Here is a 25,018-nt window from a genome sequence, read left to right on the forward strand (position 1 = left end):
ATCACCATGTCTTTAGTCCAAGAAGCAGCAAAAACCGTCGAACTGCACCGCCCTGCGGCGCGCATCACCGTGCCGGAAGCGGCCACCTGGCCCGTCGCCGACGTGCTGGCCCTGTTCGACCTGCCATTCAATGACCTGATGTTCAAGGCCCAGCAAACCCACCGCGTCAACTTCCCCGACGGCGACGTGGAACTGGCGACCCTGTTGTCGATCAAGACGGGCGGCTGCGAGGAAGACTGCGGCTACTGCCCGCAGGCGGCCCGCTACGACACGGGCGTGGAAGCGAAAAAAATCCTCGACATCGACACGGTGCTCGACGCGGCGCGCCAGGCAAAAGCCAACGGCGCCACGCGCTTCTGCATGGGCGCCGCCTGGCGCAGCCCGAAAGAGCGCGACATGGAAAAAGTCGAAGAGATGGTGACCAAGGTCAAGGCGCTGGGCCTGGAAACATGCGCTACTTTGGGTATGCTGGAAGAAGGACAAGCGGACCGCCTGAAGAACGCGGGCCTCGACTTCTACAACCACAACCTCGATACGGCGCCCGAGTTCTACGACAACGTCATCTCGACGCGCGAATACCAGGACCGCCTGGACACCCTGGGCCGCGTGCGCGAAGCAGGCTTGAAAGTATGCTGCGGCGGCATCGTCGGCATGGGTGAAACGCGCTTGCAGCGCGCGGGCCTGATCGCCCAGCTGGCCAATCTGAATCCGTATCCGGAATCGGTGCCCGTCAACCACCTGGTGCAGGTGGAAGGCACGCCACTGTATGGCATGGAAGCGCTCGATCCGTTCGAATTCGTGCGCACCATCGCCGTGGCCCGCATCACCATGCCGAAGGCGCGCGTGCGCTTGTCGGCGGGCCGCCGCCAGATGGGCGAAGCCGTGCAAGCCATGTGCTTCCTGGCCGGTGCCAATTCCATCTTCTACGGCGACAAGCTGCTCACCACAGACAACCCGGAAGCGGAAGACGACCGCGTCCTGTTGAACAAGCTGGGCCTGCAAACGCGCGGCGCCATGCTGGACTCGGTACAGAAAGAGAAGTGCGGCTGCTGATGCAGCCATCGGAATGCGCCCCATCAGGGCGCATTCCTTCATCGCGACACCTCAGATAAAAAACTTCCAGCCACGAGCTGCAAAGAGAGAGACCATGTTCACTAAAATCCTGATCGCCAACCGCGGCGAAATCGCTTGCCGTGTCGCCGCTACCGCGCGCCGCATGGGCATCCAGACCGTCGCCGTGTATTCGGAAGCGGACGCCAACGCCAAGCACGTCGCCGTGTGCGACGAAGCCGTCCTGATCGGCCCCGCGCCGGCCAAGGAAAGCTATCTGTGCGGCGACAAGATCATCGCCGTGGCGCTGGCCACTGGTGCGCAGGCGATCCACCCCGGCTACGGCTTCCTGTCCGAAAACGCGGATTTCGCCGACGCCTGCCACGCAGCGGGCCTCGTCTTCATCGGCCCGCCGGCGTCCGCCATGCGCGCCATGGGTTCCAAATCGGCCGCCAAGTCGCTGATGGAAAAGGCGAATGTACCGCTGGTGCCCGGCTACCATGGCGAAGAACAGGATGCGGACTTTTTGCACACGCAAGCCGACAAGATCGGCTACCCCGTCCTGCTGAAGGCTTCGGCCGGCGGCGGCGGCAAGGGCATGCGCGTCATCGACAACAGCGCCGACTTCAAGGCCGCGCTGGCCTCGTGCAAGCGCGAAGCGATCAGCTCCTTCGGCGACGACAAGGTGCTGGCCGAAAAATACCTGTCGCGCCCGCGGCATATCGAAATCCAGGTGTTCGCCGATACGCTCGGTAACTGCATCTACCTGTTCGAGCGCGATTGCTCGGTGCAGCGCCGCCATCAAAAGGTGCTGGAAGAAGCGCCGGCGCCGGGCATGCCGGCCGAGCGCCGCGCCGCCATGGGCGAAGCGGCCGTCGCCGCCGCCAAGGCCGTCGGCTACGTGGGCGCGGGCACGGTGGAATTCATCGCCAACCAGGATGGCTCGTTCTACTTCATGGAGATGAACACGCGCCTGCAGGTCGAGCATCCGGTGACGGAAATGATCACCGGCACCGACCTGGTGGAATGGCAGTTGCGCGTCGCCTTTGGCGAGCCGCTGCCGAAAAAACAGAGCGAACTGGCCATCCACGGCCACGCCATCGAGGCGCGCATCTACGCGGAAAATCCGGAGAAGGGCTTCCTGCCGTCGATCGGCACCCTGCGCCACATGCAGTCGCCATCGGCCGTCACGTTCGAACTGGGTGGCACGGTCGTGCCGGCGTCCGTGCGCATCGATTCGGGCGTGCGCGAAGGCGACGCCATTTCACCATTCTACGACCCGATGATCGCCAAGCTGATCGTCTGGGGCGCGGACCGCCGCGAAGCGCTGGCGCGCATGGCGCAAGCGCTGTCGGAATACCAGATCGTCGGCCTCGCCAGCAATATCGCCTTCCTGAAACGCCTGGTCGAAGGCCGGGCATTTTCTAGCGCGGACCTGGACACGGGTTTGATCGAGCGCAATCAGGAGTCGCTGTTCCCCGCCCTGCAGGCGGCGCCCGACACGGCCCTGGCGCTGGCGTCCGTGGCCCTGCTGCTGGAAGAAAAAGCGGCCGCCGAAGCGCAATCGGCCAACCGCGCCGACCCGTGGGGCAATGCCCTGGGCTGGCGCTTGAACAGCACCCTGGGACGCAGCCTGGCGTTTGCCGACGAATTCGCGCTGGCCGGCGACAGCAAGGCCTATGCCGCGCGCATCGCCTACCAGACGGATGGCTGGCTGTTCAACGGCCAGCCCCTGACATTGACGGCGCGCAAAGGCAACGAGCTGCACATCAAGCTGGGCGAGCGTGCCGTGCATGGCACCGTGCTGCGCGACGGCGAGCAATTCCACGTGTTCACCAGCGGCTTGCACCACACCCTGCACTACAGCGACCCGATGGCGCATGCGGGCGAAACGGAAGCGGAAGGCGGCCGCCTGACGGCGCCGATGCCGGGCAAGGTCGTCGCCGTGCTGGTCAACCAAGGCCAGGACGTCAAGAAGGGCGAGCCGCTGGTCATCATGGAAGCGATGAAGATGGAGCACACGATCGCCGCGCCGCACGACGGCCTGGTGGAAGAGGTGCTGTACGCGGTCGGCGACCAGGTGGCCGATGGCGCGCCGCTGCTGGCCTTCAAGGCCGCCGCCTGAGGAGCGCTCTTGGAAACCTCGATGCGCATCCTGTTACAGCGCGCGGACGGCAAGGAAGCGGCGTGGATCAGCGACTTCCGTGACTTGCTGCCCGAAGCCGAGATTGTCTTCTGGCGCGAGGGCGAGTCGTTCGCGCCCTGCGACTATGCCGTCGTGTGGCAGCCGCCCGCCGCCATGCTGCCCGTATTGAGCGAAGTCAAAGCCATCTTCAACACGGGCGCGGGCGTCGACGCGCTGCTGAAATTCGGCGACGCGCTGCCGGCCCACGTGCCGCTGGTGCGCCTCGATGACGCGGGCATGGGCGTGCAGATGGCCGAATATGTGAGCCACGCCGTGCTGCGCCACTTCCGCCGTTTCGACGACTACGAGGCGCAGGGCCGCGCCGGCATCTGGCAGCCGCTGCCCGCGTTCGACAAGGGGGATTTTCCCGTCGGCGTGCTGGGCATGGGCGTGCTGGGCACCCGCGTGCTGCAAGCGCTGGCGCAGTTCGAATTTCCCCTGCGCGGCTGGAGCCGCAGCCAGAAACACGTCGATGGCGTGCAATGCTACGCGGGCGAAGAGGGACTCGAAGTCTTTTTACGCGGTACGCGCGTACTGGTCTGCATGCTGCCGCTCACGCCGGACACGCACAACCTGCTCGACCGCGCGCGCCTGTCGATGCTGCTGCCGGGCGCCTACATCATCAACGTGGCGCGCGGCGCGCATCTCGCCGAACCGGATTTGCTGACCCTGATCCGCTCCGGGCACATCGCCGGAGCGACGCTGGACGTGTTCCGCAACGAACCGCTGCCGCAGCAGCACCCGTTCTGGCAAGAACCACGCATCACCATCACGCCGCATATTTCGGCCGCCACCCTGCGCCGCGAAAGCGTGGCGCAAATCGCCGCCAAGATACGCCGCCTGCACGCCGGCGACTCTGTCGCCGGCATCGTCAACCGTTTGCAAGGATATTGAGATGAACCCTACTACCAGTCTGCCCAAGCAGGTCAAGATCGTCGAAGTGGGTCCGCGCGACGGCCTGCAAAACGAGAAGGACACCATCAGCGCCGCCGTCAAGATCGAACTGGTCGACCGCCTGACGTTGGCCGGCTTCGCCAATATCGAGGCGGCGTCCTTCGTGTCGCCGAAATGGGTGCCGCAGATGGCCACCAGCGCGGAAGTCATGGAGAGCATCGCGCGCCGCCCCGGCACCATTTATTCGGCGCTGACGCCGAACATGCAGGGTTTCGATGCCGCGCTGGCGGCGCAGGCCGATGAAGTGGTGATCTTCGGCTCCGCCTCCGAGGCGTTCTCGCAAAAGAACATCAACTGCTCCATCGCCGAATCGATCGCCCGCTTCGAAGGCGTGGCGAAAGCGGCCAAGGAACACGGCCTGCGCCTGCGCGGCAGCATCAGCTGCGCCTTCGGCTGCCCCTACCAGGGCGACGTGCCGCTCGACGCCGTGGCCGACGTGGTGAAACGCATGCGCGACCTGGGCTGCGACGAAATCGACATCGCCGACACCATCGGCGTGGCCACGCCGCGCAAGACGCAGGCGGTAATGGAGCGCGCGATCCAGGCTTTCCACGTGGGAGGCCTGTCCGGCCACTTCCACGACACCTACGGCCAGGCGCTGGCGAATATCTACGCCAGCCTGGAAACGGGCATCGCCATCTATCACTCGTCCGTCTCCGGCCTGGGCGGCTGCCCGTACGCCAAGGGCGCCACCGGCAACGTGGCCACCGAAGACGTGCTGTACCTGATGCAGGGGCTGGGCATTGCCACCGGCATCGACCTGGACCTGGTCGTCGATGCGGGGCAGTTCATCTCGCAGCAGCTGGGGCGCAAAGGTTCCAGCCGGGCCGGCAACGCCATCGCGGCGAAACGCCTGGGGTAAATGCAAAGGGGCTGCGGCCCCTTTTTGCTGCCGGCCTCGCGCCGCAGGCGCGACAGACGAAAAAAAACCCAAGAGCCGAAACTCTTGGGTTTTTTTCTACAAATTTGGTCGGAGTACAAGGATTCGAACCTTGGACCCCCTGGTCCCAAACCAGGTGCGCTACCGGGCTGCGCCACACTCCGAAGACCAAGATAATACAGGCCGTATCGATTTCGGTCAAGGGTCAGGTGAAACTCTGTGTAAATTATTTACGCGCGGCACTGGAACCCATGTATTTTTCAAAACGATTGAAGTATGCGACACTGGCTTGGCAAGTTTTCCCGATCAGACATGAAGGTGACGACGGCAATGGAGTTCAGGATAGAAAGAAGCGACGGCGGCCGGCCCATGCCGAATCGCCGCGGCATCGTGCTGGGCATCGCCGTGTCCCTGCTGCTGCATGGCGCCTTGATCACTCTATGGCGCCATGTGCAGCCGGCCGCGCGGATGGACACGGCCCCGCGCGTAGAATCGATCGCCGTGTGGATACGTCCGCTGGCCGCCAAGCCTCCCCCGCCGCCCGTCGAAGTGGTCAAGCCGAAACGCGAACCCAAGCCCATCAGCAAGCCAAAGGTCGCCACGGTCCGGGAAACGCCGGTGGCCACCGTGACGCCAGCGGCCAGCCCGCAAGCCATCACAGTCGTGCCGGCCACGCCGGCGGCCAGTGCCGATACCTTCAGGCAAGAAACCCCGGAAACACCGAAATTCGACATGGACGCGGCCAGGCGGACGGCGCGCAAGATGGCGGGCGAACGCGATCCGTCCAAGGTGGGCACGGCCGTGGGGCAAATCCCCGACAAGCCGCTGCAAACGGAAACCCAGCTGGCGCGCGACATCGCACAAGGCAAGCGCGGCGATTGCCGCACGGCCTATTCCGGCGCGGGCTTGCTGGCGCCCGTGCTGATGCTGCTCGACAAGAAGGATAGCGGCTGCAAGTGGTGATGATGTGATTGACTCCACCCTTATTGGGTACTATCATACCCAATATGGGTATTTATGCAGACACATTGTTTTCCAAGACACAGCAACGCGTGCTGGCCTTGCTCTTTGGCCAGGCGCAACGCTCTTTCTATGCGAATGAAATCATCGCCTTCGCAGCCATGGGGTCGGGCGCCGTGCAGCGCGAGCTGGCCAAGCTGGAGAAGTCGGCCCTGGTCACGGTGAAAAAAGTGGGCAACCAAAAGCATTATCAGGCGAATCACGCGGCACCCATCTTCGACGAACTGCGCAGCATCGTACTGAAAACCTTTGGCGTCGCCGACGTGCTGCGCGTGGCGCTACAGCCATACTGGCAGGAAATCGACCTGGCCTTCGTGTACGGTTCGATGGCCAAGGGAACGGAACACGCACACAGCGATATCGACCTGATGGTGATCGGCAGCATGGCATCGAACGCCCAGCTACTGGCGGCGCTGCAACCGGCAGAGCAACAATTGGGACGCAGCATCAATCCCACCTTGTACACGCCGGCAGAATGGCGGCAAAGAATAGACGACGGCAAGTCGTTCGTGGTGCGGGTCCTCGACCAGCCCAGGATTTTTGTCAAAGGAGCCAATGATGACTTCATCAAGCTCACCGGCGCTGGCGAACCTGGCACGCATCGACCAGCTCAAGGCTGAGCCACCGGACGCACGCGAACGGGCCGGCTTGCTGCGCTCGGCTACCGTGCGCCTGCGCGATGCCAGGCAGTCGATACTGTCGCTGGAAAGCCGCTTCGACCTGGCATATAACGCGGCGCATGCAGCTGCCTTGTCTGCGCTGCGTCAACATGGTTATCGCAGCGACAATCGCTATCTCGTCTTTCAAAGCCTGGAACACACGCTGGGTTTCACGCCACAGCAATGGCTGCTGTTAAGCCAGGCGCACAAGAAGCGCAACCTGGCGGAATACGAGGGCGAGCTGGATGTCACGCAGGGCTTTGTCGACGAGTTGATCGAGCATGTGCAACAACTACTCGCGGCGGCACAGGCGCTCGATGTCCAGCCACCGTCCTGATCGCCTTATTCCTGCCCCTTCAACTGCAGCGCCCGCTCATACAGGGCGTTTTTCTTGCGGCCCGTGATCTGCGCCGTCAAATTCGCCGCCTGCTTGACGCTGCATTCGGCCAATAAGATATTCAGGATGCGTTCCGCTTCCACGTCTTCCGCGTCCTGCGCTTCCGTGGCGCCTTCCAGCAGGACGACGAACTCTCCCTTTTCCCGGTGCGCGTCGGCGCGTATCCACGCCTCCGCCTCGGACAGGGGGCAGCGGTGGATTTCCTCGAACAGTTTCGTCAGTTCGCGCGCGAACACCACCTGGCGCGTCGGCTCGAACGCCGCCGCCAGGGCCGTGGCGCAATCGAGGATGCGGTGCGGCGCTTCATAGAACACCATGGTGGCCGTCACGCCGCGCAGGCTGTGCAACATGTTTTCACGCTGCTTGGCCTTGGCTGGCAAGAAGCCGACAAAGTAAAACTGGTCATTCAGCAAGCCGCTGGCGGAAATGGCCGTGATCGCCGCCGATGGGCCGGGCAGGGGCAGCACGCGCAAGCCGGCCGCGCGCACGGCGTCGACGATGCGCGCGCCCGGGTCGGACACGGCGGGCGTGCCGGCGTCGGAGACGAGGGCGATGCGCTCGCCGGCGTGCAGGCGGGCAATCAAAGTTTGCGCCACTTCGCGTTCATTATGTTGATGCGCCGCAATCAACGGCTTGTTCAAGCCAAAGCGCGTCAGCAGGTGCGCCGTATTGCGCGTATCTTCACAGGCGACGGCATCGGCAAGGCTCAGCAAATGCAGCGCGCGCAGGCTGATATCGGTCACATTGCCGATCGGCGTGGCCACTATATACAATGTTGCGATAGGATAGACCTGGTGCGCCGCCTCTGTCATGATGGGCAGGCTGGCGATGGAACTGATTTCTTGTACGGTCATTTTGGAGGTTAAATGCTTGCTAATAGTGTGAAGTTACTGCTTGTTTGTGCCGCGACCGGCATGCTGAGCGCTTGCAGCACGCCTTGCGACGCGCCCGGGCAATTGTGCGCGCCTATTGAATCTAACACAAGGGCGCTGCCGCCACCGAAGCCGCTGCCACCGCCCCTGCCGCCGAAGCCGCCCGCACCCGAACCCGTCACTTTCGCCGTGGCCGTGCCCGATATTACCGCGTACGACGGCAACGGCGCGCCGCTGGCGCCCATCAAGAACAAACCGGCCACCGGCACGCCGCTCGACATGCCGGCCGCCACGGCGCCGGCGCCGTCCGACGGCAATGTCCACCACATCGGCCTGCTGCTGCCGCTGCGCTCGGCTTCCCTGGGACCGGCAGCCGAATTGCTGCGCGCCGGCTTCATGGCCGCGTACGAGCGCGACCGCAGCGGCTTTGAAGTGACGGTGATCGATACGGGCGATGGCAGCAGCGACGTTCTGAACAAGTTTGCGCAAGCGCAAGAAGAACAGGACATCGTCGTGGGGCCTTTGTCGCGCTCGGCCGTCACGGCCGTGGCGAACAGCGACCTGGTGCGCAAACCGACGATCGCCCTGAACCACCCGGACAACCGCGGCGACGCGCGCCTGCCTGCCAAGCTGCTGGTGATGGGCTTGTCGATCGAGGCGGAAGCGCGCCAGGTCGCCGCCTGGGCCGCCAGCGAACAGCCGGGCGCCAGCGCGCTGGTCCTGTCGGCCGGTTCGCCCTCGCAGCGCCGCATCAGCGCCGCCTTCAAGCAGGAATGGCTGCGCCAGGGCGGCAAGATCGAGACCATGGACTTGACGGCCACGAATGGCTACCTGAGCGATGCCGAGCTGGTGCAGCTGCGCGCGCGCCTGGCCGCCACGCCGCCAGGCCTGCTGTTTGCCGCGCTCGACGCCGACCAGGCGCGCCAGTTGCGCGTGGCCATCGGCAGCGATCTGCCCCTGTATGGCACCTCGTCCTTGAATCCCGGCGCCGGACGCGGCGCCAGCGGCCCGGAACTCGACGGCGCGCGCCTGCTGGACTTGCCGTGGCAGGTCCAGCGCGACCATCCGCAAGTGATGGTGTATCCACAGCCCGAGCAGCCTGCCGAACGCCGGCTGACGGCCGACATGGAACGCCTGTACGCGCTGGGCATCGATGCCTTCCGCGTAGCGCGCGAAGTGGCGCTGCGGCCGAACGCGCCATTTACCCTCGATGGCGTGACGGGCCGCCTGGCCGTGCGCTTCGACGGTGATCAAAGCGTGTTCGAACGCACGGAACAGGCCGCCACCTACCAGCAGGGCGTGCTGGGTACCTGGCCGCCAGCCGCGCCGGCCACGCCACCGGTACAGTAAGGACATGCGCCATGCCGCCCTTCGCTTTCTGGAACAAACGGGAACGGGGACGGCAAGGAGAAGACGATGCGCTCGCGTATCTGTTGCTGCAAGGCTTGGTGCTGCTGCAACGCAACTATCTGTGCAAGGGCGGGGAACTCGACCTGATCATGCGCGACGGCGCCGCCATCGTTTTCGTCGAAGTGCGGCTGCGCAGCAGTACAGCCTACGGCGGCGCCCTGGCCAGCATCACGCCGGCCAAGCAGCGGCGCATGGTGCTGGCCGCGCAAACCTGGCTGCTGACACAAAAGACGCTGCCGCCTTGCCGCTTCGACGCGCTGGCCATCGATGGCGGGCGCATCAGCTGGCTGAAGAACATCCTCGATATGTAAGCATTTTTAACAGTGCTTGTCCGCCATGCCGCGCGCCTGCACTATAATCGGCAGACTATGAATAATCAACGCATCCTCTCGCACTTCCACGAAAGTGCCGAACTCAAGATCCAGGCCGCCACCGTACTGGCGCAACCGATTGCGCAGGCGATCGACCTGATGTTTTATGCATTGTCCAACGGCAACAAGATCCTCGCCTGCGGCAACGGCGGTTCCGCCGCCGACTGCCAGCATTTCGCGGCCGAGCTGGTCGGACGCTTCGAACGCGAGCGCTTTCCGCTGCCGGCCCTGGCGCTGACGACGGATACGTCCATCCTGACGGCCGTGGCGAACGATTACAGCTACCGCGATATCTTCTCGAAGCAGGTGCAGGCGTTCGGCCAGGCCGGCGACATCCTGCTGGCCATCTCCACGTCGGGCAATTCGGCCAACGTGATGGCGGCCGTGGAAGCGGCGCTCGAGCGCGAAATGCGCGTCGTGGCGCTGACGGGCAAGGACGGCGGCGCCATCGGCAAGATGCTGACGGACGCCGACGTGCATATCTGCGTGCCGGCCGAGCGCACGGCGCGCATCCAGGAAGTCCATCTGACCACCATACATTGCATCTGCGACGGCATCGATGTCGCCCTATTCGGAGGAGACGTGAATGACTAAATTCGGTACTGGCCCAGGCTGGAAACGCGTACAACGCCCGCTGGCCACCGCACTGCTGTGCGGCGCCATGCTTACCTCGCTCACCGGCTGCATCGAATTGATGGTCGGCGGCGCGGTGATGGGCGGCGTGGCCGCAGCGGACCGCCGCACCCTGGGCGCGCAGACCGAAGACAAGTCGATCGCCCTGAAAGGCGAGTCGCGCATCCCCTCCATCGTGGGCGACGTGGGCCACGTGAACGTCACCAGCTTCAACCGCCGCGTCCTGCTGACGGGCGAAGTGCGCGACGAGGCGATGAAAAATGCCGTCGAGCGCGAAGTGCGCAATATCGAGGGCGTGGAATCGGTGGCGAATGAATTGATCATCGCCGGCCCGGCCAGCTATACCTCGCGCTCGAACGACGCGCTGATCACCACCAAGGTCAAGGCCAGCCTGGTCGACATGAAAACCATCTCGGCTGCCTCGTTCAAGGTCGTCACCGAGAACGCCACCGTCTTCCTGATGGGCAGAGTCACCCAGCGCGAAGGCACGGTCGCGGCCGACGTGGCGCGCGGCGTGGGCGGCGTGCAGAAAGTGGTCAAGCTGTTCGACTACATTTCGGAAGCGGAACTGAAGCAATTGCAGCCGGACCCGCCGCAGCAACGCACGACGAGCACCGTCAGCGACACGGTACAGCAGTAAGCGCCTCCGCCATCCGACCTAGGGCGCGCTAACGATGCGGCGGCTATAATAGTCGCATCGTGGCCGCATCGCCCCGCTTTTCAAGTGAAAACCATGTCAACTTCGCCATCCGCAAGCAAGTCCTGGATCAAGCCAGCCCTGATCGCCGTCTTCGTGGCGGGCGTGGCAGCAGCCGGCTATCTGTCGCTGAATGACAAGCAAAGCGCGCCGGACGTGACCTTCCACGGCATCCATGGCGAGAAAATCACGTCAAACAGCCTGCGCGGCAAGGTGGTGATGGTCAATTTCTGGGCCACCTCGTGTACGACTTGCGTGGCGGAAATGCCGGAAATGGTCGACACCTACAACAAGTACAAGGGGCAGGGACTGGAATTCGTGGCCGTGGCCATGAAATACGATCCGGCCAACTACGTGCTGAACTTCGCCGAAACGCGCCAGCTGCCGTTCAAGGTAGCGCTCGACGTGACGGGCGAGGCGGCCAAGGCCTACGGCGACGTGGCCCTCACGCCCACCACCTTCGTCCTGGACAAACAGGGCAAGATCCTCAAGCGCTACGTGGGCAAGCCGGAATTCGCTGAACTGCACAAGCTGCTCGAATCCGCCATCGCCGGCTAAACGTCTCACATAAGCTACTGCGCGTCGCGATTTGCAGCCTGCGATGCTCACTGTGCTCAAGCACAGTTCCGCTTCTCTGCCGCAACTCACTTCCGCTCGCTACGCTTCTGTGAGGCGTTGAAGACGAGGGGAGCACCACACAAAACCCTGTTGCCAGGTGTTGCCAATCTGTTATAACCTTCCCTTGCGTGATCCCACTCACCTTGTGAAGGCCAGCCGTGTCCCCAGCCGCCCAATCGCTCGACCCGCAGCAACTGAAAACCTGGCTGCTCGCCGCCGGCAACAAGGACGCCACCGCGTTCCGCCAGCTATATAACTCCACCTCATCGAAACTGTTTGGCTTCGCGCTGCGTATATTGCATAAGCAAGAGCTCGCTGAAGAAGCCTTGCAAGAGGGGTTCGTCGCCATCTGGAACAACGCCGCCGCTTACCAGAGCCATCTGGCGGCGCCGATGACCTGGATGGCCACCATCGTGCGCAACAAGGCGTTCGATGTGCTGCGGCGCAGCGACGATACCGTGGAAATCGATGCCGAACAGTTTGATAGCGAAGTCATGAATGCACTCCGAGACCCCCAGGCCACGCCGATCGAGTCACTGCAGCTGAGCGGTGACGCCAAGGCGCTGGCGTTTTGCATGTCCGCCCTGGAAGGGCTGCACCGGCAGGTGGTCGCCCTGGCGTTCTATCACGACCTGTCGCATAGCGAAGTGGCGCAGCAGATGTCGCTGCCGATCGGCACCGTGAAGACCTGGATACGGCGCAGCCTGGAACGGCTGCGCACGTGCCTGGCGAAACGGGAGGCATCATGAATATCCGCGGCAATGACGTGCTGCGCCAGAAGCTGGCGTCCGAATACGTGCTGGGCACCCTGAAAGGGGGCGCGCGGCGGCGTTTCGAAGGCTGGCTGCACAACGACGCCGACTTGCGCAATATCACGGCCGAATGGCGCCAGCGCCTGGAACCGATGGCCGAATTCGCCACGCCCGTGGCGCCGCCCAAGCGCGTCTGGCAACAGATCGAGCAGCGCCTGCACCTGCGTCCGCAGGGCGGCAAGTCCTGGCTGCGCGATTCGCTGGCGTTCTGGCGTGGCCTGGGCATGGCGTCGAGCGCCATCGCCGCGCTGCTGGTGATCGTCGTGGCCACGCGCGTGATGGATGCGCCGCAGATCAGCTATGTAGCCAGCCTGACGGACGAGAAAGCGCAAACGGCCCTGCTGCTGACGGCCGACAGCCGCCATGGGGCGCTCGAGGTGCGCATGGTCGGCAACGCGCCCGTGCCGAGTGATAAGGATCTGGAACTGTGGGCCGTGCCGAAGAGCGGCAACCCACGTTCGCTCGGCTTGCTGGCAGACAAGGGCAACGTGAAACTGGCCCTGTCGCAGCGCGCCCTCGGCAGCGACGTGGCCTTGCTGGCCGTCACCCTGGAGCCGAAAGGCGGTTCGCCGGATCCGAACGGACCGACGGGACCAATCTTGTACAAGGGTAACTGGGTGAAAATCTAAGCTTATTTAGGATACAGAATCATCTGCGTGCAGCGGAACAGGGCAATCGTCTTGCCCGTTTCCTTGCTTTTCACCACGGCATCCCACACTTGCGTGTTGCGGCCCTTGTGCTCGACTTTCGCCGTGCAGGTGAGCGTGCCTTCGCGGGCCGTGCCCAGGTGGTTCGATTTCAACTCGATGGTCGTAAAATTGCTCGCGCCTTCGGGCAGGTTGACGATGCAGCCATAGCCGGAAGCCGTGTCGGCCAGGGTCACCACGCTGCCCGCGTGCAGATAGCCGTTCGGCGCCAGCAAGTGCGGCAGCACGGGCAATTCCGCCGTCAGCTGGCCATCGCCCACTGCCGTGATGACGATGCCCAGATGGCCGGGCAGGCGGCCGGTGCCGCGTTCATTCAACATTGCTACGGTGATGTCGGGATTGCTCATGCTGGTCCTTGTGCGGGTGAATCCGGACAGCGGATCTGCCGGAAAATACTATGATGATAGCAACTTTCCCCGCATCGGTTTGGCAACCGCCTATTTCCGGCCACGCCGCCGTTTCCACCACACCAAACTGCCCGTCAGCAAGAACAGCAGCGGCATCAAACCGAAGACGGTAATGAAGGCGCGCCCGGCCACGCCGAACGCCTGGCCCGAATGCAGGGGGAATTGCCAGCCGAGGAAAACATCGCCGGCCGGCGCCCGCAAGGGATCGCGTATGCGCAGGGGCAAGCCGCTGCGCGCGTCCAGGGTGATGCGCGTGGCGCCGTCGCCGTGGGCGATTTCGCCGGGCTGGCGCACGCGCACGTCATACGGCTGGTCCTTTTTCGCCGGCAGCACGATGCGCGACACGCGCGCCTGCGGATACAGCAGCTGCGCGGCGGCCATGGCCTGGCCCGCATCGAGCACGGCGCCGTCCTGCGCCACATTCTTCAATTTTGCCGTATCCGGCACCGTCGACACCATATCCACCAGCGGCACGATCAATTGCGGCAAATTGAAATAGATGCCGGAAAAGGCGAGCACAGCCAGCACGGGCGCGGCAAAGAAACCGGCCGCCTTGTGAAACGTATAATGAAAACGGGGCCAGGAACCGCCATGCGACACCGTCAGCGCGCGCTTGATCGCCGTCCACTGCAGGCGCGGCCACCACAGATAGATGCCGGTGAGCGCCATCAGCAGCAGCATCACGCCGGAAATCCCCGTGACCGTCTTGCCCGCGTCGCCCGACAGCAGATAGCGGTGCAAATGAAACATGCCCGACATCAACAGCGGGCGCGTGAGGCCGAAACGGCCCCAGTCGCGCTCGCCTTTCACTTGCAGGGTGTAGGGGTCGACCATCACCTGGCGCACGATGGCCTGGCTGAATGGCGACGGCTTGCCGGCCTGGCGGTACGAGGCCACGTACACGTCGCGCGCATCGGCGGGCGGATTGAGCTGGCTCGGCTTGCCGTAGGCGGGGTCGGCCGCGAGTGCGTCCACCACCGCTTGCAGCGTGCGCGGCGTCACCTGGAACACCTGGCCGGGCGCGGGCGTGCTCGCCTGCAACAAATTAGGATTCAGATACGCATCGAGTTCCGGCATCCAGGCGATGGCGGACCCCGTCAAGCCCAGCAGGACGAACAGGGCGCCGAACCACAGGCCCGCATACAGGTGCAGCTTGGCTAACAGCCATGGGATCGGGCGCTTGGACATGAAGGGGGGACTCTGGGAATTTTGGGCTGCGAAACGATAGCATGAAAGCCCTGCAGTGAAAATCACGTGCGGCAAGAAAGGGAAGAACCATACAACACGCTCATCAGAACGCGCGAATTGGAGGAAACCGAGCGTTTCGGCACCATCAGCGAGCGCATCGGCATCGCGGAGGAATGTTGCAAGGCATACACTTTCCCCTATACTTCATCGAAAGGAAAACCATGACCACTGCCCGCCACTTCGCCGCCACCTTGGGCCTCGCTCTGCACCTGGGCGCCCACGCGGCCGATTTCACGGTATCGAGCACCGACATCGCCCCTGGCCAGACCCTGGCACCTGCGCAAGTGTTCCAGGGCTTCGGCTGCACGGGCGGCAACCTGGCGCCGCAGCTGTCGTGGCACGGCGCGCCGGCCGGCACCAAAAGCTACGCCGTCACCCTGTACGACCCGGACGCGCCCACGGGCAGCGGCTGGTGGCACTGGAGCGTATTCAATCTGCCCGTCAGCACCACTTCCTTGCCGGGCGGCGCCACGGCCGGCACCCTGCCAGCGGGCGCCATCCAAGGACGCAACGATTTCGGCGACAGCGCCTACGGCGGCGCCTGCCCACCGCCCGGCGACAAGGCGCACCGCTATCAGATCACGGTCTGGGCCTTGGGCGTGGACAAGCTGCCCCTGGATCAACAGGCCAGCGGCGCCATGCTCGGCTACATGCTCAACGCCAACGCGCTGGGCAAGGCACAGCTGACGGGACTGTATGGCAGATGAGATTGGCACGGTGGCCCTGAGCGAACTGCGCATCGCCCACGGCACCATCGAGGCGCGCCGCGCGCAAACCCTGCGCCGCGTACCCGTCTTCCAGAGCGCCCTGTGCCGCGTGCGGCAGGGAGTAAAACTGCTGGAATGGGGCGCTCGCCAGGCGCGCGCCGGGACGCACGACGTGGTGCTGATGCCGGCGGGCCAGGAATTGGGCGTGGCCAACCTGCCCGGCGCGCAAGGCTACCGGGCCGAAGTACTGAGTTTTTCGCCAGCCCTGATCGCCCGTTTCCGCGCGCGCCATGGCAGCCTCGTCGATGGCCAACTGCGCCAGGCGGCCACGGCCAGCTTGTGCGTGCCGCTCGATGACCACGCGGCGCTGGCCTGGGACCAGCTGATGGCCAGCCTGGCTGCCGGTAGCCCGCCCGCGCTGCTGGCGCACCAGGCCGAAGGCTTGCTGCTGGCCCTGGCCCTGGGCGGCCACTGCGGCCCCTTGCTGCTGGACCGCCGCGACCCGCTGGCCGCGCGCGTGCAGCAAGTGCTGCTGCTGGACCCGGCCGCCGACTGGAGCGTGGCCAAGGTCGCCAGCCAGCTGCACCTGGGCGCGTCCACGCTGCGCCGCCAGCTGGCCCTGGAACAACGTCACTTCCGCGCCATCCTGGAAGACGTGCGCCTGGGCCTGGCCTTGCAAGAATTGCAATCTGGCATCTTACCCATTGGCGACATCGCCGCCGCCTGCGGCTACGCCTCGCCCTCGCGCTTCGCGGCCCGTTTTCGCCAGCATTACGGCCTGTCGCCGCGCGACTTGCGCGCCACCCTGTAAGCTGCTCCGGCGCAAATGACGCAACAAGCGCTGACAGCGGGGCGATTTTCTTGCTACTATGCGCCCATGTCTTCCCGCCAGCCCACCCGCAAGCCTTACGGCGAGCCTGCCCATCACGGTGCCGCCGCCCTCGCGCGCACGCCGTGGCGGCTGTGCGTGGCGCTGTTCAGTGCGCTGGCCCTCGTGTTCCTGCTGTCGACGGCCGCGTCGCACCTGCACAAGACGACCCTCGACGCGGAAGAGTGCGCGCTGTGCGCCACCGTCATCGACAAGGTGGCCGATATCGCCGTGCCGCCGGCCGTCACCGAGCCGCCCGCCCAGTTATTGCCGTACCGCTTGCTGGCCATCGCGCCCGCCACCCTGGCGCCCGCCGCCGCCCTCATCTTGCCGCCCGTGCGCGGCCCGCCTGCCGCCTCGTTGTAGTTCCCACGCTGTTTTTATCCTTTTTTCAGGCTGCACCGCCGCGCCCTCATGCGCGCCGGGCCGCCTGGCGTAGACTATTTTCGAGGTTCACCATGCAACACACACCACGCCTGAGCGCGCTGTCGCTCGCCCTTGCCAGCCTGTTCAGCTTTTCCGCCCATGCCGCCGAGCCCGCGGATGCCAGCCCGGCAGCGTCCGGCGCCGATGCTGCCCCGCAAGAGATGCAAAAAGTGGAAGTCACGTCCGCCCATTTGAAAAGCGCGCGCATCGAGCTGTCGCCGAAAGTCGGCACCACCATCTACAGCATCGACAGCCACATGGTCGACATGCTGGGCCAGGGCGACAACACGCCGTTCAATGAAGTGCTGCTGCGCCTGCCGGGCGTATCGCAGGATTCGAAGGGTTCCGGCGCCCTGCACGTGCGCGACGACCATGCCAACGTGCAATACCGCATCAATGGCGTGCAATTGCCGGAAAGCATCAGCGGCTTTGGCCAGTCGATCGACACGCGCCTGATCGACAAGACGGATTTCATGACGGGCGCCTTGCCGGCCCAGTTCGGCCTGCGCACGGCCGGCATCGTCGACATCGAAACGAAGGAGGGCGGCATGACGCCGGGCGGGCGCATCGGCATCATGGTCGGCAGCCACGACCATGTGGAGCCGAGTGCCGAATTTTTCGGCAGCGTGGGCAAGTTCAATTACTACCTGTCCGGCAGCTACCTGGGCAATTCGCTGGGCGTGGAAAACCCGCAGGACACGCGCAGCGCCCTGCACGACAAGACGCGCCAGAACAAATCGTTCGGCAGCCTGTCGTATTTCCTTGATGACAACACGCGCCTGGGCGCCATGTTCGGCACGTATAACGGCCGCTTCCAGATCCCGAACAATCCGGACCAGGCGCCAGGCTTCTCGCTGGCCGGTCACAGCGATGCGCAGGCGGGCACGTCCACCTTGCCGTCGTCGCAGCTGAATGAAAACCAGCGCGAAGTGAACCGCTTCCTCGTGCTGTCGCTGCAAAAGAGCCTGGGCGACGTCAATTACCAGGTCTCCGCCTTCCACCAGTATTCGGAGCTGCACTTCACGCCGGATGCCATCGGCGACCTGATCTACAACGGCGTGGCGTCGGATTCGCGCCGCGCGAACAGCGCCTCGGGCGCCCAGTTCGATATCAGCTACAAGTTGCACCAGGACCACACCGTGCGCGCCGGCCTGGCCTACACGCGCCAGAAGACGACGAGCGACAACACGGTGGCCGTCTTCCCGGCGCTGGACGGTGCGCAAAGCGCCACCACGCCGGTTTCCATCGTCGACAACAGCGGCAAGACGGGCACCCTGGCCAGTTTCTACCTGCAGGATGAATGGCATATCAGCAAACCCTTGACCCTGAACTATGGCGCCCGTTTCGACAAGGTCTCGGCCTACACGAACGAGCAGCAATGGAGCCCGCGCGTGAACCTGGCGTACCAGCTGGCGCCGGGCACGGCCCTGCACGCGGGCTATTCGCGCTACTTCACGCCGCCGCCGCAGGAACTGGCGGCGCAAGGCAGCATCGACCTGTATGCGAACACGACGAATGCGCCGGAAATCGGCCAGTCGGACAACGTCAAGGCCGAGCGCACGCATTATTACGACGTCGGCATCAGCCACCAGGTGAGTCCGAAGCTGACCGTGACGGCCGATGTGTACTATAAAAAGATCAGCAACCTGCTCGACGAAGGCCAGTTCGGCCAGGCATTGATCTTGACGCCGTTCAACTATGCGGATGGCTACGCCAAGGGCCTGGAATTGTCGGCCATCTACAGCGAGAAAAACTGGGGCCTGTTCCTCAACGCCAGCACGCAAAAGGCGCAGGGCCGCAACATCAATTCGGGCCAAGCCCTGTTTGGCGCCGATGAGTTGAACTACATCAGCCGCCACTATGTCTATCTCGATCATGACCAGAAATACACGCTGTCCGGTGGCGGCCATTATCACTTCGGCGATTCGCAAGTGAGCGCTGACTTCCTCTACGGCAGCGGCCTGCGCATGACGCCGGATGGCGGCGCGCCGAATTCAGGCCATTTGCCGAGTTACTTCACCGTCAACACGGCGCTCACGCACACGTGGAAAAATACGCCGGTCGGCAAGGTGGAAGGACGTTTGGCCCTGATCAACCTGTTCGACAAGTCCTACCTGCTGCGCGACGGTTCCGGCGTGGGCGTGGGAGCGCCGCAGTACGGCGCCCGCCGCAGCATCTATGCGGGTTTATCGACGAGTTTTTAAGAGTTACGCGCGAAGACAGCGGCAGGGAGCAACGCCTGCCGCTGTCGGTTGCCGTACCGTGTCATGCCTTATCCCCAGGCGATGGCCGCCTGGCCGTGCGCTTGCAAATACGCATTCGCCAGGCTGAACGGCTTGCTGCCAAAGAAACCTTTATTCGCCGACAAGGGAGATGGATGGGGCGCCGTCAGCACCAGGTGCTTGCCGGGGTCGATCAGGGGCCGCTTGGCTTGCGCATAGCCACCCCACAGGATGAAGACGAGATTGCTGCGCTCGGCGGACAGGTGACGGATGGCGCTGTCCGTCAGCTTTTCCCAGCCCTTGCCCGCATGCGTACCGGCCGCCCCCGCGCGCACCGTCAACACGCTGTTGAGCAGAAACACGCCTTGCCGCGCCCAGTCGGACAGATCCGTGCGCGTGCGCCCGATCCCCACATCGGTGGACAGCTCCTTGAAGATGTTCTGCAAGCTCGGTTGCGCGGGATGGCCGTCCGGCACGGAAAAGCACAAGCCCATGGCCGCGCCGGGCGTGTGGTACGGGTCTTGCCCCAGGATCACGACTTTCACCTGCTCGAACGGCGTCAGGTCGAAGGCCCGGAAGATGGTTTTGCCGGGCGGACAGCACGGCCCCGCCGCATATTCCGCCTTCACGAAGGCGGCCAGGCGTTCCCAGTAAGGTTCGGCGAAATCAGCCTCCAGCCGCGCCTTCCACGATGCGTCGATGCGTACGTCCATGCGCCACCTCATAGCTCATTTGCCAACAATACCTTTTCAGCATGCCAGTATAGGACGCTCGGCCGATGAGGCGCATACGATACGCACAGGCAAAAAAAACCGCCCGGCTCTGCAGCGGGCGGCTTTGATACAGCGCAAGGTGCTTAGAAATTCAGCGCCGATTCCACGCCGGCGCTGTGCGCCTGTTCATCCGCATGGTACGAGCTGCGCACCATGGCGCCCACGGCGGCGTGGGTGAAGCCCATTTTATACGCTTCTTCCTCGAACATTTTGAACACGTCCGGGTGCACGTAGCGGCGCACGGGCAAGTGGCTGTTCGATGGCGCCAGGTATTGGCCGATGGTCAGCATGTCGATGTCGTGCTCGCGCATGTCGCGCATGACTTGCAGGATTTCCTCGTCCGTCTCGCCCAGGCCCACCATGATGCCGGACTTGGTCTTCACGTCCGGGTACATGGCCTTGAAGTCTTTCAGCAGCTTCAGCGAGTGCATGTAGTCGGAACCGGGACGGGCTTCCTTGTACAGGCGCGGCGCCGTTTCCAGGTTGTGGTTCATGACGTCAGGCAAGCCATCCTTGAACAGGTTCAGGGCTTTTTCCAGGCGGCCGCGGAAGTCGGGCACCAGCACTTCGATGCGGGTGTTCGGCGACAGGGCGCGCGTTTGCTGGATGCACTCGACGAAATGGCCGGCGCCGCCGTCGCGCAAGTCATCGCGGTCGACGGAGGTGATGACGACGTAGTTCAGGCGCAGCTTGGCGATGGTTTTCGACAAGTTGGCCGGCTCTTCCTTGTCCAGCGGATCCGGGCGGCCATGGCCGACGTCGCAGAACGGGCAGCGGCGCGTGCACTTGTCGCCCATGATCATGAAGGTGGCCGTGCCCTTGCCAAAGCATTCGCCGATGTTCGGGCAGCTGGCTTCCTCGCACACCGTCACGAGTTTGTTTTCGCGCAAGATGTCCTTGATTTCATAGAAGCGGGTCGATGCCGAAGCGGCCTTGACGCGGATCCAGTCCGGCTTTTTCAGGCGCTCGACTTGCTCGATCGGAATGATCTTGATCGGGATGCGCGAAGTCTTGCTGGCGCCTTTTTGCTTTTCGCTCGGGTTGTAGGCGGCGGGAGCGGCGGGGGCGGTGCTGGAAATGGTCTCAGAAGTCATGGCTGCAAGCCCTTGAGGGGCATGTTGGTTTGTTTGCTCAGGCATCCGCTGCCTGAGGCGCGCCTGCGGCGCTGTTTACTTCGCTTACATCGAGTAATACGGTCAATTCGTGGGCCAGGGCTCGCTGCACGTCGGCCAGCGGCGCCAACACGCCCATGCTGCGCATGTCCACCGTCTTCAGGCCGGAATAGCCGCAAGGGTTAATCCAGGAAAACGGTGCCAGGTCCATCGCCACGTTGAGCGACACGCCATGGTAGGTGCAGCCGTTGCCGCGCACTTTCAAGCCCAGCGCGGCGATCTTCGCACCCTTATCTGGTCCGCCGGCAATATAGATGCCAGGCGCGCCATCGATGCGCTCGCCAGCGAGATTATACGCCGCCAGCACGTTGATGATGGCTTGCTCGATTTTATGCACGAACTGGCGCGCATACAGCTTGCCGCCCGGCTTGTTGCGGCGCAAGTCCATCAGCAGGTAAATCACCACCTGGCCAGGGCCGTGGAACGTCACTTCGCCGCCACGGTCCGTCTGCACCACGGGCACATTCTCCGCGCCGGCCAGCAGGTGGCCGCGGTCGGCCGCCAGGCCCAGGGTGAATACGGGCGGATGCTCGACGATCCACAGTTCGTCGCGCGTGTCCGTCGTGCGCGCGTCGGTAAAGGCGCGCATGGCGGCAAAGGTCGGCTCGTAATCGACGCGGCCCAGCTCGCGGATCAGCGCCGTTTCGGTTCGGGTGGTGGTCATGACGGATTCTGTAATCAGCTGCCGGCGCCCTGCGGACGCTGCGGCGAAGCCGTGATTATAAGCCAGGCCGCCGTTTCATTCCGGGGCAGACTCTGGCAACAGCAGCAATCTGCCCAATTTTTGTGCAGCATGGCGTATCTGGGGTCCATTCAAGGCCGTGTAGCCGAGCAGCACGGCTGGCGCCAATTGTGCGCTGTGACAAAAATCACCGAGCGGCTGCAGCGCCAGCCCTTCGTGCGCGGCGCGCGCGCAAAACGCCCGCTCGTCGCTGCCCGGCGGCAACCACAGCACGCAATGAAAACCCGCTTGCTGGCCGGAAATAGCGTAGCGCCCGGGGGCAATCTGCTCGAGGCAGGCCAACAGCAGGTCGCGCCGCTCCTTGTAGGCCAGCCGCGCCTGGCGCAAATGGCGCACGAAAGCGCCATCCTCCATCCAGGCGGACAGCGCCAGCTGCTCCGTCACGCCCACGGACCTGCCCGTCAACTGCAGGGTGCGCAGCAACTGCGGCCGCAAGGCGGGCGGCAGCACCATGAAGCCCACGCGCAGGCCGGCAAACAGGGTCTTGTTAAAACTACCACAGTAAATCACGCGCTGGTACTGGTCCAGCGCCTTCAAGGCTGCCAGCGGCGCGCTCTGGTAATTGAATTCGCTGTCGTAATCGTCTTCCAGCACCCACGCGCCGTGGTCGTTCGCCCATTCCAGCAAGGCCAGGCGGCGCGTGACGGACATGGTCACGCCCAGCGGCGACTGGTGCGCCGGCGTCACGTAGGCGAGGCGGGCATCCGCGTGCGCGGCCAGGGCGGCGCCATCGATGCCCTCGGCGTCGACGGCTATGTCCACCGGCACGGCGCCCGCGAGGGCGAACAGGGCGCGCGCGGCCGGATAGCCCGGTTCTTCCAGGCACACCTTGTCGCCCTCGCGCACGATGCTGCGCGCCAGCAAGTCGATCGCGTGGCGGATGCCGGTCGTGACAAGGATGTCTTGCGGGTCGCAGCGCACGCCGCGGTACTTGGCGAGGAAATCGGCGATCTGCTGGCGCAGTTCGGGCAAGCCGGCGGGATCGGCGCTGCACAGCTGCTCCGGCGTGGCGGCGGCCAGCGCCCGCGTGGCGCACTTGGACCAGGCGGCCATGGGAAACAGGCTGGCGTCGGCGCGCCGCGCCACGAAGGGCAAGCCGTCGCGCACGCCCGTATCCGAGGCAGGCGCGGGCGCCACGGCCAGCGGGGCGGGAACGGCGTCGCCCAGGCCTGCCATCAGGAAGCGCTCCGGCACGACGGCGCACACGCGCGTGCCGGAACCGGGCACGCGCGTCACGTATGCTTCCGCGTGCAGGCGGTCGAACACGGTTTCGATGGTGCCGCGTGACAACTCCCACCGTTCCGCCAGGGTGCGGCTGGATGGCAAACGGCTGCCCGCCGGCAGCATCTTCGTCAGGATGGCCGAGCGCAGCGCTTCATACGCGCCATCCTGCTTGTTGACGCCCGCCTTGTCGAGCCAGCTGGTGGGGCGAGGCAAGTCCAGGGCGTGCGGTGATTTTCCTCGCGGCATAATAATCGTCCAAGTGGTCCAATGAATTTTCTGATGACTGGCACTTCGCATTACACCACAAACATTCTACTCTCACCGTTCCGGTGCGCCAGCGGGGCGCACGCTTGCCTGGATCGTGTAAAACAATGCAGAAACAAATCGCTTTATGGGCCTGGGGCGGCATCGTGCTGCTGCTGGTCTGCCTGTCGCGCATCAGCATCGACATCTATCTGCCTTCGCTGCCGGCCATGGCCGATGCCCTGCATGCCAGCGATGCGCAGCTGCAACTGACCCTGAGCCTGTTCATGGCCGGCTCGGCCGCCTCGATGCTCGCGTGCGGGCCGCTGGCCGACCGCTACGGACGCCGCCCCGTGCTGCTGGCCGGCACGGGCATTTTTGTACTCGCCAGCATCGTCTGCACCGTGACTTCCGACGTGCACGTGCTGATCGCCGCGCGCGTGCTGCAGGCGTTCGGCGGCTGCAGCGGCACCATCATCGGCCGGGTGATGGTGCGCGACCGCTTCGATCCCGCCACGCAGGCGCGCATGCTGGGCAAAATATCGATGGTGATGGGTTTGTCGCCGATCCTGGCGCCGCTGGCCGGCAGCGTGCTCGATGCGGCGTTCGGCTGGCGCGCCGTGTTTGGCGTGCTGTGCCTGCTGGGAGCGCTGTCGCTGGGGCTGATCGCCGCCTGGGTGCCGGAAACCAGGCCGGCCAGCGTCGTGCCACAGGGCAATACCCTGGCGCTGTACCGCCGCCTGCTGGGCGACGCGTATTTCCTGCGCTATGCGCTGGCCATCGCTTGTGTATATTGCACGTATTTCCCGTTCATCGCGGAATCGTCCGTGCTGTTGCAAAGGGGCATGCATCTGTCGCCGCACGCGTATGCGCTGGTGTTCGCGCTGACGGTCAGCGGCTATATCGGGGGATCGAGCCTGTTTCGCGCGCTGGGACCGCGCCTGGGCGCCGATACCATGCTGGGCGTGGCGGTGCTGATCAATGTGGCGGGTGCGGCCAGCTTGTTGCTGGCCGGTACGTTGGCGCCGCGGCACGTGGCGTCGCTGGTGGCGCCCATGCTGCTGGTGATGGTGTCGGTGGGCATGGCCATCCCCGCCTGCCAGCTGGCCGTGCTGCAGCCGTACGGCGACCAGGCGGGCAGCGCCTCGGGCCTGTTCTTCTTCGTGCAAATGCTCATCACGGCCGCCTGCGGCGCCGTCATCGCCGCCATCACGGACGGCAGCGCACAACCGCTGCTGTGGGTGACGGCGGCGGCCAGCGCGGCCTTTGCCGCCGTCTGGCTGCTCACGAAGAGCCGGGCCAGCGTGGCGGCAGCCAGCCTTACATGACGATCTTGACCATCGGGTGGCCCGACAGCGCCATGTACAGGGCGTCGAGCTGCTCGCGGCTGATGGCGCGCACGGTGACGGTCAGGCCCGTGTAATTGCCCTTGCCCGATGGGCGCTCTTCCATGCGGCCTGCGTGGAAGGTCGGATCGTGGCTGATCACCAGTTCCAGCATGGTCGGCGCGAAGTCGACATGCGTCGGACCCATGATCTTGATGGGAAAGTCGCTCGGGTATTCGATCAGCGATTCGCTGGGAGGAATCGTCACTTCGGTGGGTGGGGTGGTTTGCATGGGAAATCCAATCAGTGCCGGTCAGAACAGACGGCGCGGCGCATGGCGCGCGGCGGCTGCAGAAAGGCGTATTGTAGCCAACTTTGGCGGCGCCTGCGCCCGCC

The 25,018-nt window shown here is 64.5% G+C and carries 27 protein-coding genes and 1 tRNA gene; 19 read left to right on the forward strand and 9 right to left on the reverse strand.

Annotated elements, in window-relative coordinates; translation table 11 throughout:
- Positions 1-6: 6 nt before the first annotated feature.
- From bioB to O3299_RS19415, 4 genes are all read left to right on the forward strand, one after another.
- Positions 7-1,053 carry a biotin synthase BioB gene (gene bioB, locus O3299_RS19400; RefSeq protein ID WP_099666034.1) on the forward strand — a complete coding sequence of 349 codons (1,047 nt, stop codon included), beginning with the start codon at positions 7-9 and terminating at the stop codon, positions 1,051-1,053.
- A gap of 94 nt (positions 1,054-1,147) precedes the next feature.
- Positions 1,148-3,175 (forward strand): acetyl/propionyl/methylcrotonyl-CoA carboxylase subunit alpha, encoded by a 2,028-nt coding sequence (locus O3299_RS19405; RefSeq protein WP_305063000.1) that lies wholly within the window; start codon positions 1,148-1,150, stop codon positions 3,173-3,175.
- Positions 3,176-3,196: 21 nt separating this feature from the next.
- Entirely contained in the window at positions 3,197-4,129 is a 933-nt protein-coding gene (locus O3299_RS19410) for a glyoxylate/hydroxypyruvate reductase A (RefSeq protein ID WP_305063151.1), read from the forward strand.
- A gap of 1 nt (position 4,130) precedes the next feature.
- Positions 4,131-5,051, forward strand: a complete 921-nt coding sequence (locus O3299_RS19415) for a hydroxymethylglutaryl-CoA lyase (RefSeq protein ID WP_305063001.1) — start codon at positions 4,131-4,133, stop codon at positions 5,049-5,051.
- A gap of 105 nt (positions 5,052-5,156) precedes the next feature.
- Here the strand turns inward: O3299_RS19415 and O3299_RS19420 are convergent.
- A tRNA-Pro gene (locus O3299_RS19420) sits at positions 5,157-5,233 on the reverse strand.
- Between the two features lie 205 nt (positions 5,234-5,438).
- Between O3299_RS19420 and O3299_RS19425 the strand changes: the two genes are divergently transcribed.
- From O3299_RS19425 to O3299_RS19435, 3 genes are all read left to right on the forward strand, one after another.
- Positions 5,439-6,032 carry a hypothetical protein gene (locus tag O3299_RS19425; protein WP_305063002.1) on the forward strand — a complete coding sequence of 198 codons (594 nt, stop codon included), beginning with the start codon at positions 5,439-5,441 and terminating at the stop codon, positions 6,030-6,032.
- A 65-nt stretch (positions 6,033-6,097) separates the two neighbouring features.
- Complete coding sequence (locus O3299_RS19430; protein ID WP_257218798.1) at positions 6,098-6,709, forward strand: nucleotidyltransferase domain-containing protein; 612 nt, start codon at positions 6,098-6,100, stop codon at positions 6,707-6,709.
- Positions 6,648-7,085 (forward strand): hypothetical protein, encoded by a 438-nt coding sequence (locus O3299_RS19435; protein ID WP_305053616.1) that lies wholly within the window; start codon positions 6,648-6,650, stop codon positions 7,083-7,085. Before O3299_RS19430 ends, O3299_RS19435 begins: the two co-directional genes overlap by 62 nt.
- Before the next feature lie 5 nt (positions 7,086-7,090).
- Here O3299_RS19435 and rsmI read toward each other — a convergent pair whose 3' ends face one another.
- The gene (gene rsmI / locus O3299_RS19440) at positions 7,091-7,999 is read right to left on the reverse strand and encodes a 16S rRNA (cytidine(1402)-2'-O)-methyltransferase (protein ID WP_289906072.1); all 909 of its coding nucleotides are present in this window, start codon (positions 7,997-7,999) and stop codon (positions 7,091-7,093) included.
- 213 nt (positions 8,000-8,212) lie between these two features.
- Here rsmI and O3299_RS19445 point away from each other — a divergent pair, with 213 nt between their 5' ends.
- From O3299_RS19445 to O3299_RS19475, 7 genes are all read left to right on the forward strand, one after another.
- Entirely contained in the window at positions 8,213-9,367 is a 1,155-nt protein-coding gene (locus tag O3299_RS19445; protein ID WP_305063003.1) for a penicillin-binding protein activator, read from the forward strand.
- A gap of 11 nt (positions 9,368-9,378) precedes the next feature.
- Positions 9,379-9,738 (forward strand): YraN family protein, encoded by a 360-nt coding sequence (locus O3299_RS19450; RefSeq protein ID WP_099666026.1) that lies wholly within the window; start codon positions 9,379-9,381, stop codon positions 9,736-9,738.
- A 57-nt stretch (positions 9,739-9,795) separates the two neighbouring features.
- Positions 9,796-10,392 carry a phosphoheptose isomerase gene (locus O3299_RS19455; RefSeq protein WP_071325998.1) on the forward strand — a complete coding sequence of 199 codons (597 nt, stop codon included), beginning with the start codon at positions 9,796-9,798 and terminating at the stop codon, positions 10,390-10,392.
- Positions 10,385-11,071, forward strand: coding sequence for a BON domain-containing protein (locus tag O3299_RS19460; protein WP_077398288.1), 687 nt, complete (start codon positions 10,385-10,387; stop codon positions 11,069-11,071). Before O3299_RS19455 ends, O3299_RS19460 begins: the two co-directional genes overlap by 8 nt.
- Positions 11,072-11,164: 93 nt before the next feature.
- Positions 11,165-11,686 (forward strand): peroxiredoxin, encoded by a 522-nt coding sequence (locus O3299_RS19465; RefSeq protein ID WP_305053618.1) that lies wholly within the window; start codon positions 11,165-11,167, stop codon positions 11,684-11,686.
- 218 nt (positions 11,687-11,904) lie between these two features.
- Positions 11,905-12,495, forward strand: a complete 591-nt coding sequence (locus O3299_RS19470; protein WP_077398290.1) for a sigma-70 family RNA polymerase sigma factor — start codon at positions 11,905-11,907, stop codon at positions 12,493-12,495.
- A complete protein-coding gene (locus O3299_RS19475) occupies positions 12,492-13,187 on the forward strand; it encodes an anti-sigma factor domain-containing protein (RefSeq protein WP_251349674.1) in 696 nt (231 codons plus the stop codon). The genes O3299_RS19470 and O3299_RS19475 overlap by 4 nt, the downstream gene beginning before the upstream one ends.
- 2 nt (positions 13,188-13,189) lie before the next feature.
- On the opposite strand, the gene O3299_RS19480 is transcribed toward O3299_RS19475, so the two are convergent.
- Both O3299_RS19480 and O3299_RS19485 read right to left on the reverse strand, forming a co-directional pair.
- Positions 13,190-13,612 carry a PaaI family thioesterase gene (locus O3299_RS19480; protein WP_076564607.1) on the reverse strand — a complete coding sequence of 141 codons (423 nt, stop codon included), beginning with the start codon at positions 13,610-13,612 and terminating at the stop codon, positions 13,190-13,192.
- A 90-nt stretch (positions 13,613-13,702) separates the two neighbouring features.
- A complete protein-coding gene (locus O3299_RS19485) occupies positions 13,703-14,860 on the reverse strand; it encodes a PepSY domain-containing protein (RefSeq protein ID WP_305063004.1) in 1,158 nt (385 codons plus the stop codon).
- A 221-nt stretch (positions 14,861-15,081) separates the two neighbouring features.
- On the opposite strand from O3299_RS19485, the gene O3299_RS19490 reads away from it, so the two are divergent.
- The 4 genes from O3299_RS19490 (at position 15,082) to O3299_RS19505 (ending at position 19,125) form a co-directional block, all read left to right on the forward strand.
- Entirely contained in the window at positions 15,082-15,627 is a 546-nt protein-coding gene (locus tag O3299_RS19490) for a YbhB/YbcL family Raf kinase inhibitor-like protein (protein ID WP_305063005.1), read from the forward strand.
- On the forward strand, positions 15,617-16,438 hold the full coding sequence (locus O3299_RS19495) for a helix-turn-helix transcriptional regulator (protein WP_305063006.1): 822 nt from the start codon (positions 15,617-15,619) through the stop codon (positions 16,436-16,438). Before O3299_RS19490 ends, O3299_RS19495 begins: the two co-directional genes overlap by 11 nt.
- A 66-nt stretch (positions 16,439-16,504) precedes the next feature.
- Positions 16,505-16,861: a hypothetical protein gene (locus O3299_RS19500; protein WP_305063007.1), complete on the forward strand. Its 357-nt coding sequence runs from the start codon at positions 16,505-16,507 to the stop codon at positions 16,859-16,861.
- 92 nt (positions 16,862-16,953) lie between these two features.
- Positions 16,954-19,125 carry a TonB-dependent receptor gene (locus tag O3299_RS19505; protein ID WP_305063008.1) on the forward strand — a complete coding sequence of 724 codons (2,172 nt, stop codon included), beginning with the start codon at positions 16,954-16,956 and terminating at the stop codon, positions 19,123-19,125.
- Between the two features lie 68 nt (positions 19,126-19,193).
- Here O3299_RS19505 and O3299_RS19510 read toward each other — a convergent pair whose 3' ends face one another.
- The 4 genes from O3299_RS19510 to O3299_RS19525 form a co-directional block, all read right to left on the reverse strand.
- The gene (locus O3299_RS19510) at positions 19,194-19,856 is read right to left on the reverse strand and encodes a uracil-DNA glycosylase (RefSeq protein WP_305063009.1); all 663 of its coding nucleotides are present in this window, start codon (positions 19,854-19,856) and stop codon (positions 19,194-19,196) included.
- A 143-nt stretch (positions 19,857-19,999) separates the two neighbouring features.
- Positions 20,000-21,010 (reverse strand): lipoyl synthase, encoded by a 1,011-nt coding sequence (gene lipA / locus O3299_RS19515; protein ID WP_077398299.1) that lies wholly within the window; start codon positions 21,008-21,010, stop codon positions 20,000-20,002.
- A 37-nt stretch (positions 21,011-21,047) separates the two neighbouring features.
- Positions 21,048-21,752 (reverse strand): lipoyl(octanoyl) transferase LipB, encoded by a 705-nt coding sequence (lipB, locus tag O3299_RS19520; protein ID WP_305063010.1) that lies wholly within the window; start codon positions 21,750-21,752, stop codon positions 21,048-21,050.
- Between the two features lie 75 nt (positions 21,753-21,827).
- Positions 21,828-23,300 (reverse strand): PLP-dependent aminotransferase family protein, encoded by a 1,473-nt coding sequence (locus O3299_RS19525; protein WP_289899741.1) that lies wholly within the window; start codon positions 23,298-23,300, stop codon positions 21,828-21,830.
- A gap of 125 nt (positions 23,301-23,425) precedes the next feature.
- Here O3299_RS19525 and O3299_RS19530 point away from each other — a divergent pair, with 125 nt between their 5' ends.
- Complete coding sequence (locus O3299_RS19530) at positions 23,426-24,625, forward strand: multidrug effflux MFS transporter (RefSeq protein WP_305063011.1); 1,200 nt, start codon at positions 23,426-23,428, stop codon at positions 24,623-24,625.
- Here O3299_RS19530 and O3299_RS19535 read toward each other — a convergent pair.
- Positions 24,618-24,914: a DUF493 family protein gene (locus tag O3299_RS19535; RefSeq protein WP_070257888.1), complete on the reverse strand. Its 297-nt coding sequence runs from the start codon at positions 24,912-24,914 to the stop codon at positions 24,618-24,620. The genes O3299_RS19530 and O3299_RS19535 overlap by 8 nt on opposite strands.
- Positions 24,915-25,018 lie beyond the last annotated feature (104 nt).

Origin of the sequence: Janthinobacterium sp. SUN176, from assembly GCF_030587335.1 — a bacterium.
In the GTDB taxonomy this organism is placed as follows: Bacteria; Pseudomonadota; Gammaproteobacteria; order Burkholderiales; family Burkholderiaceae_D; genus Janthinobacterium; species Janthinobacterium kumbetense.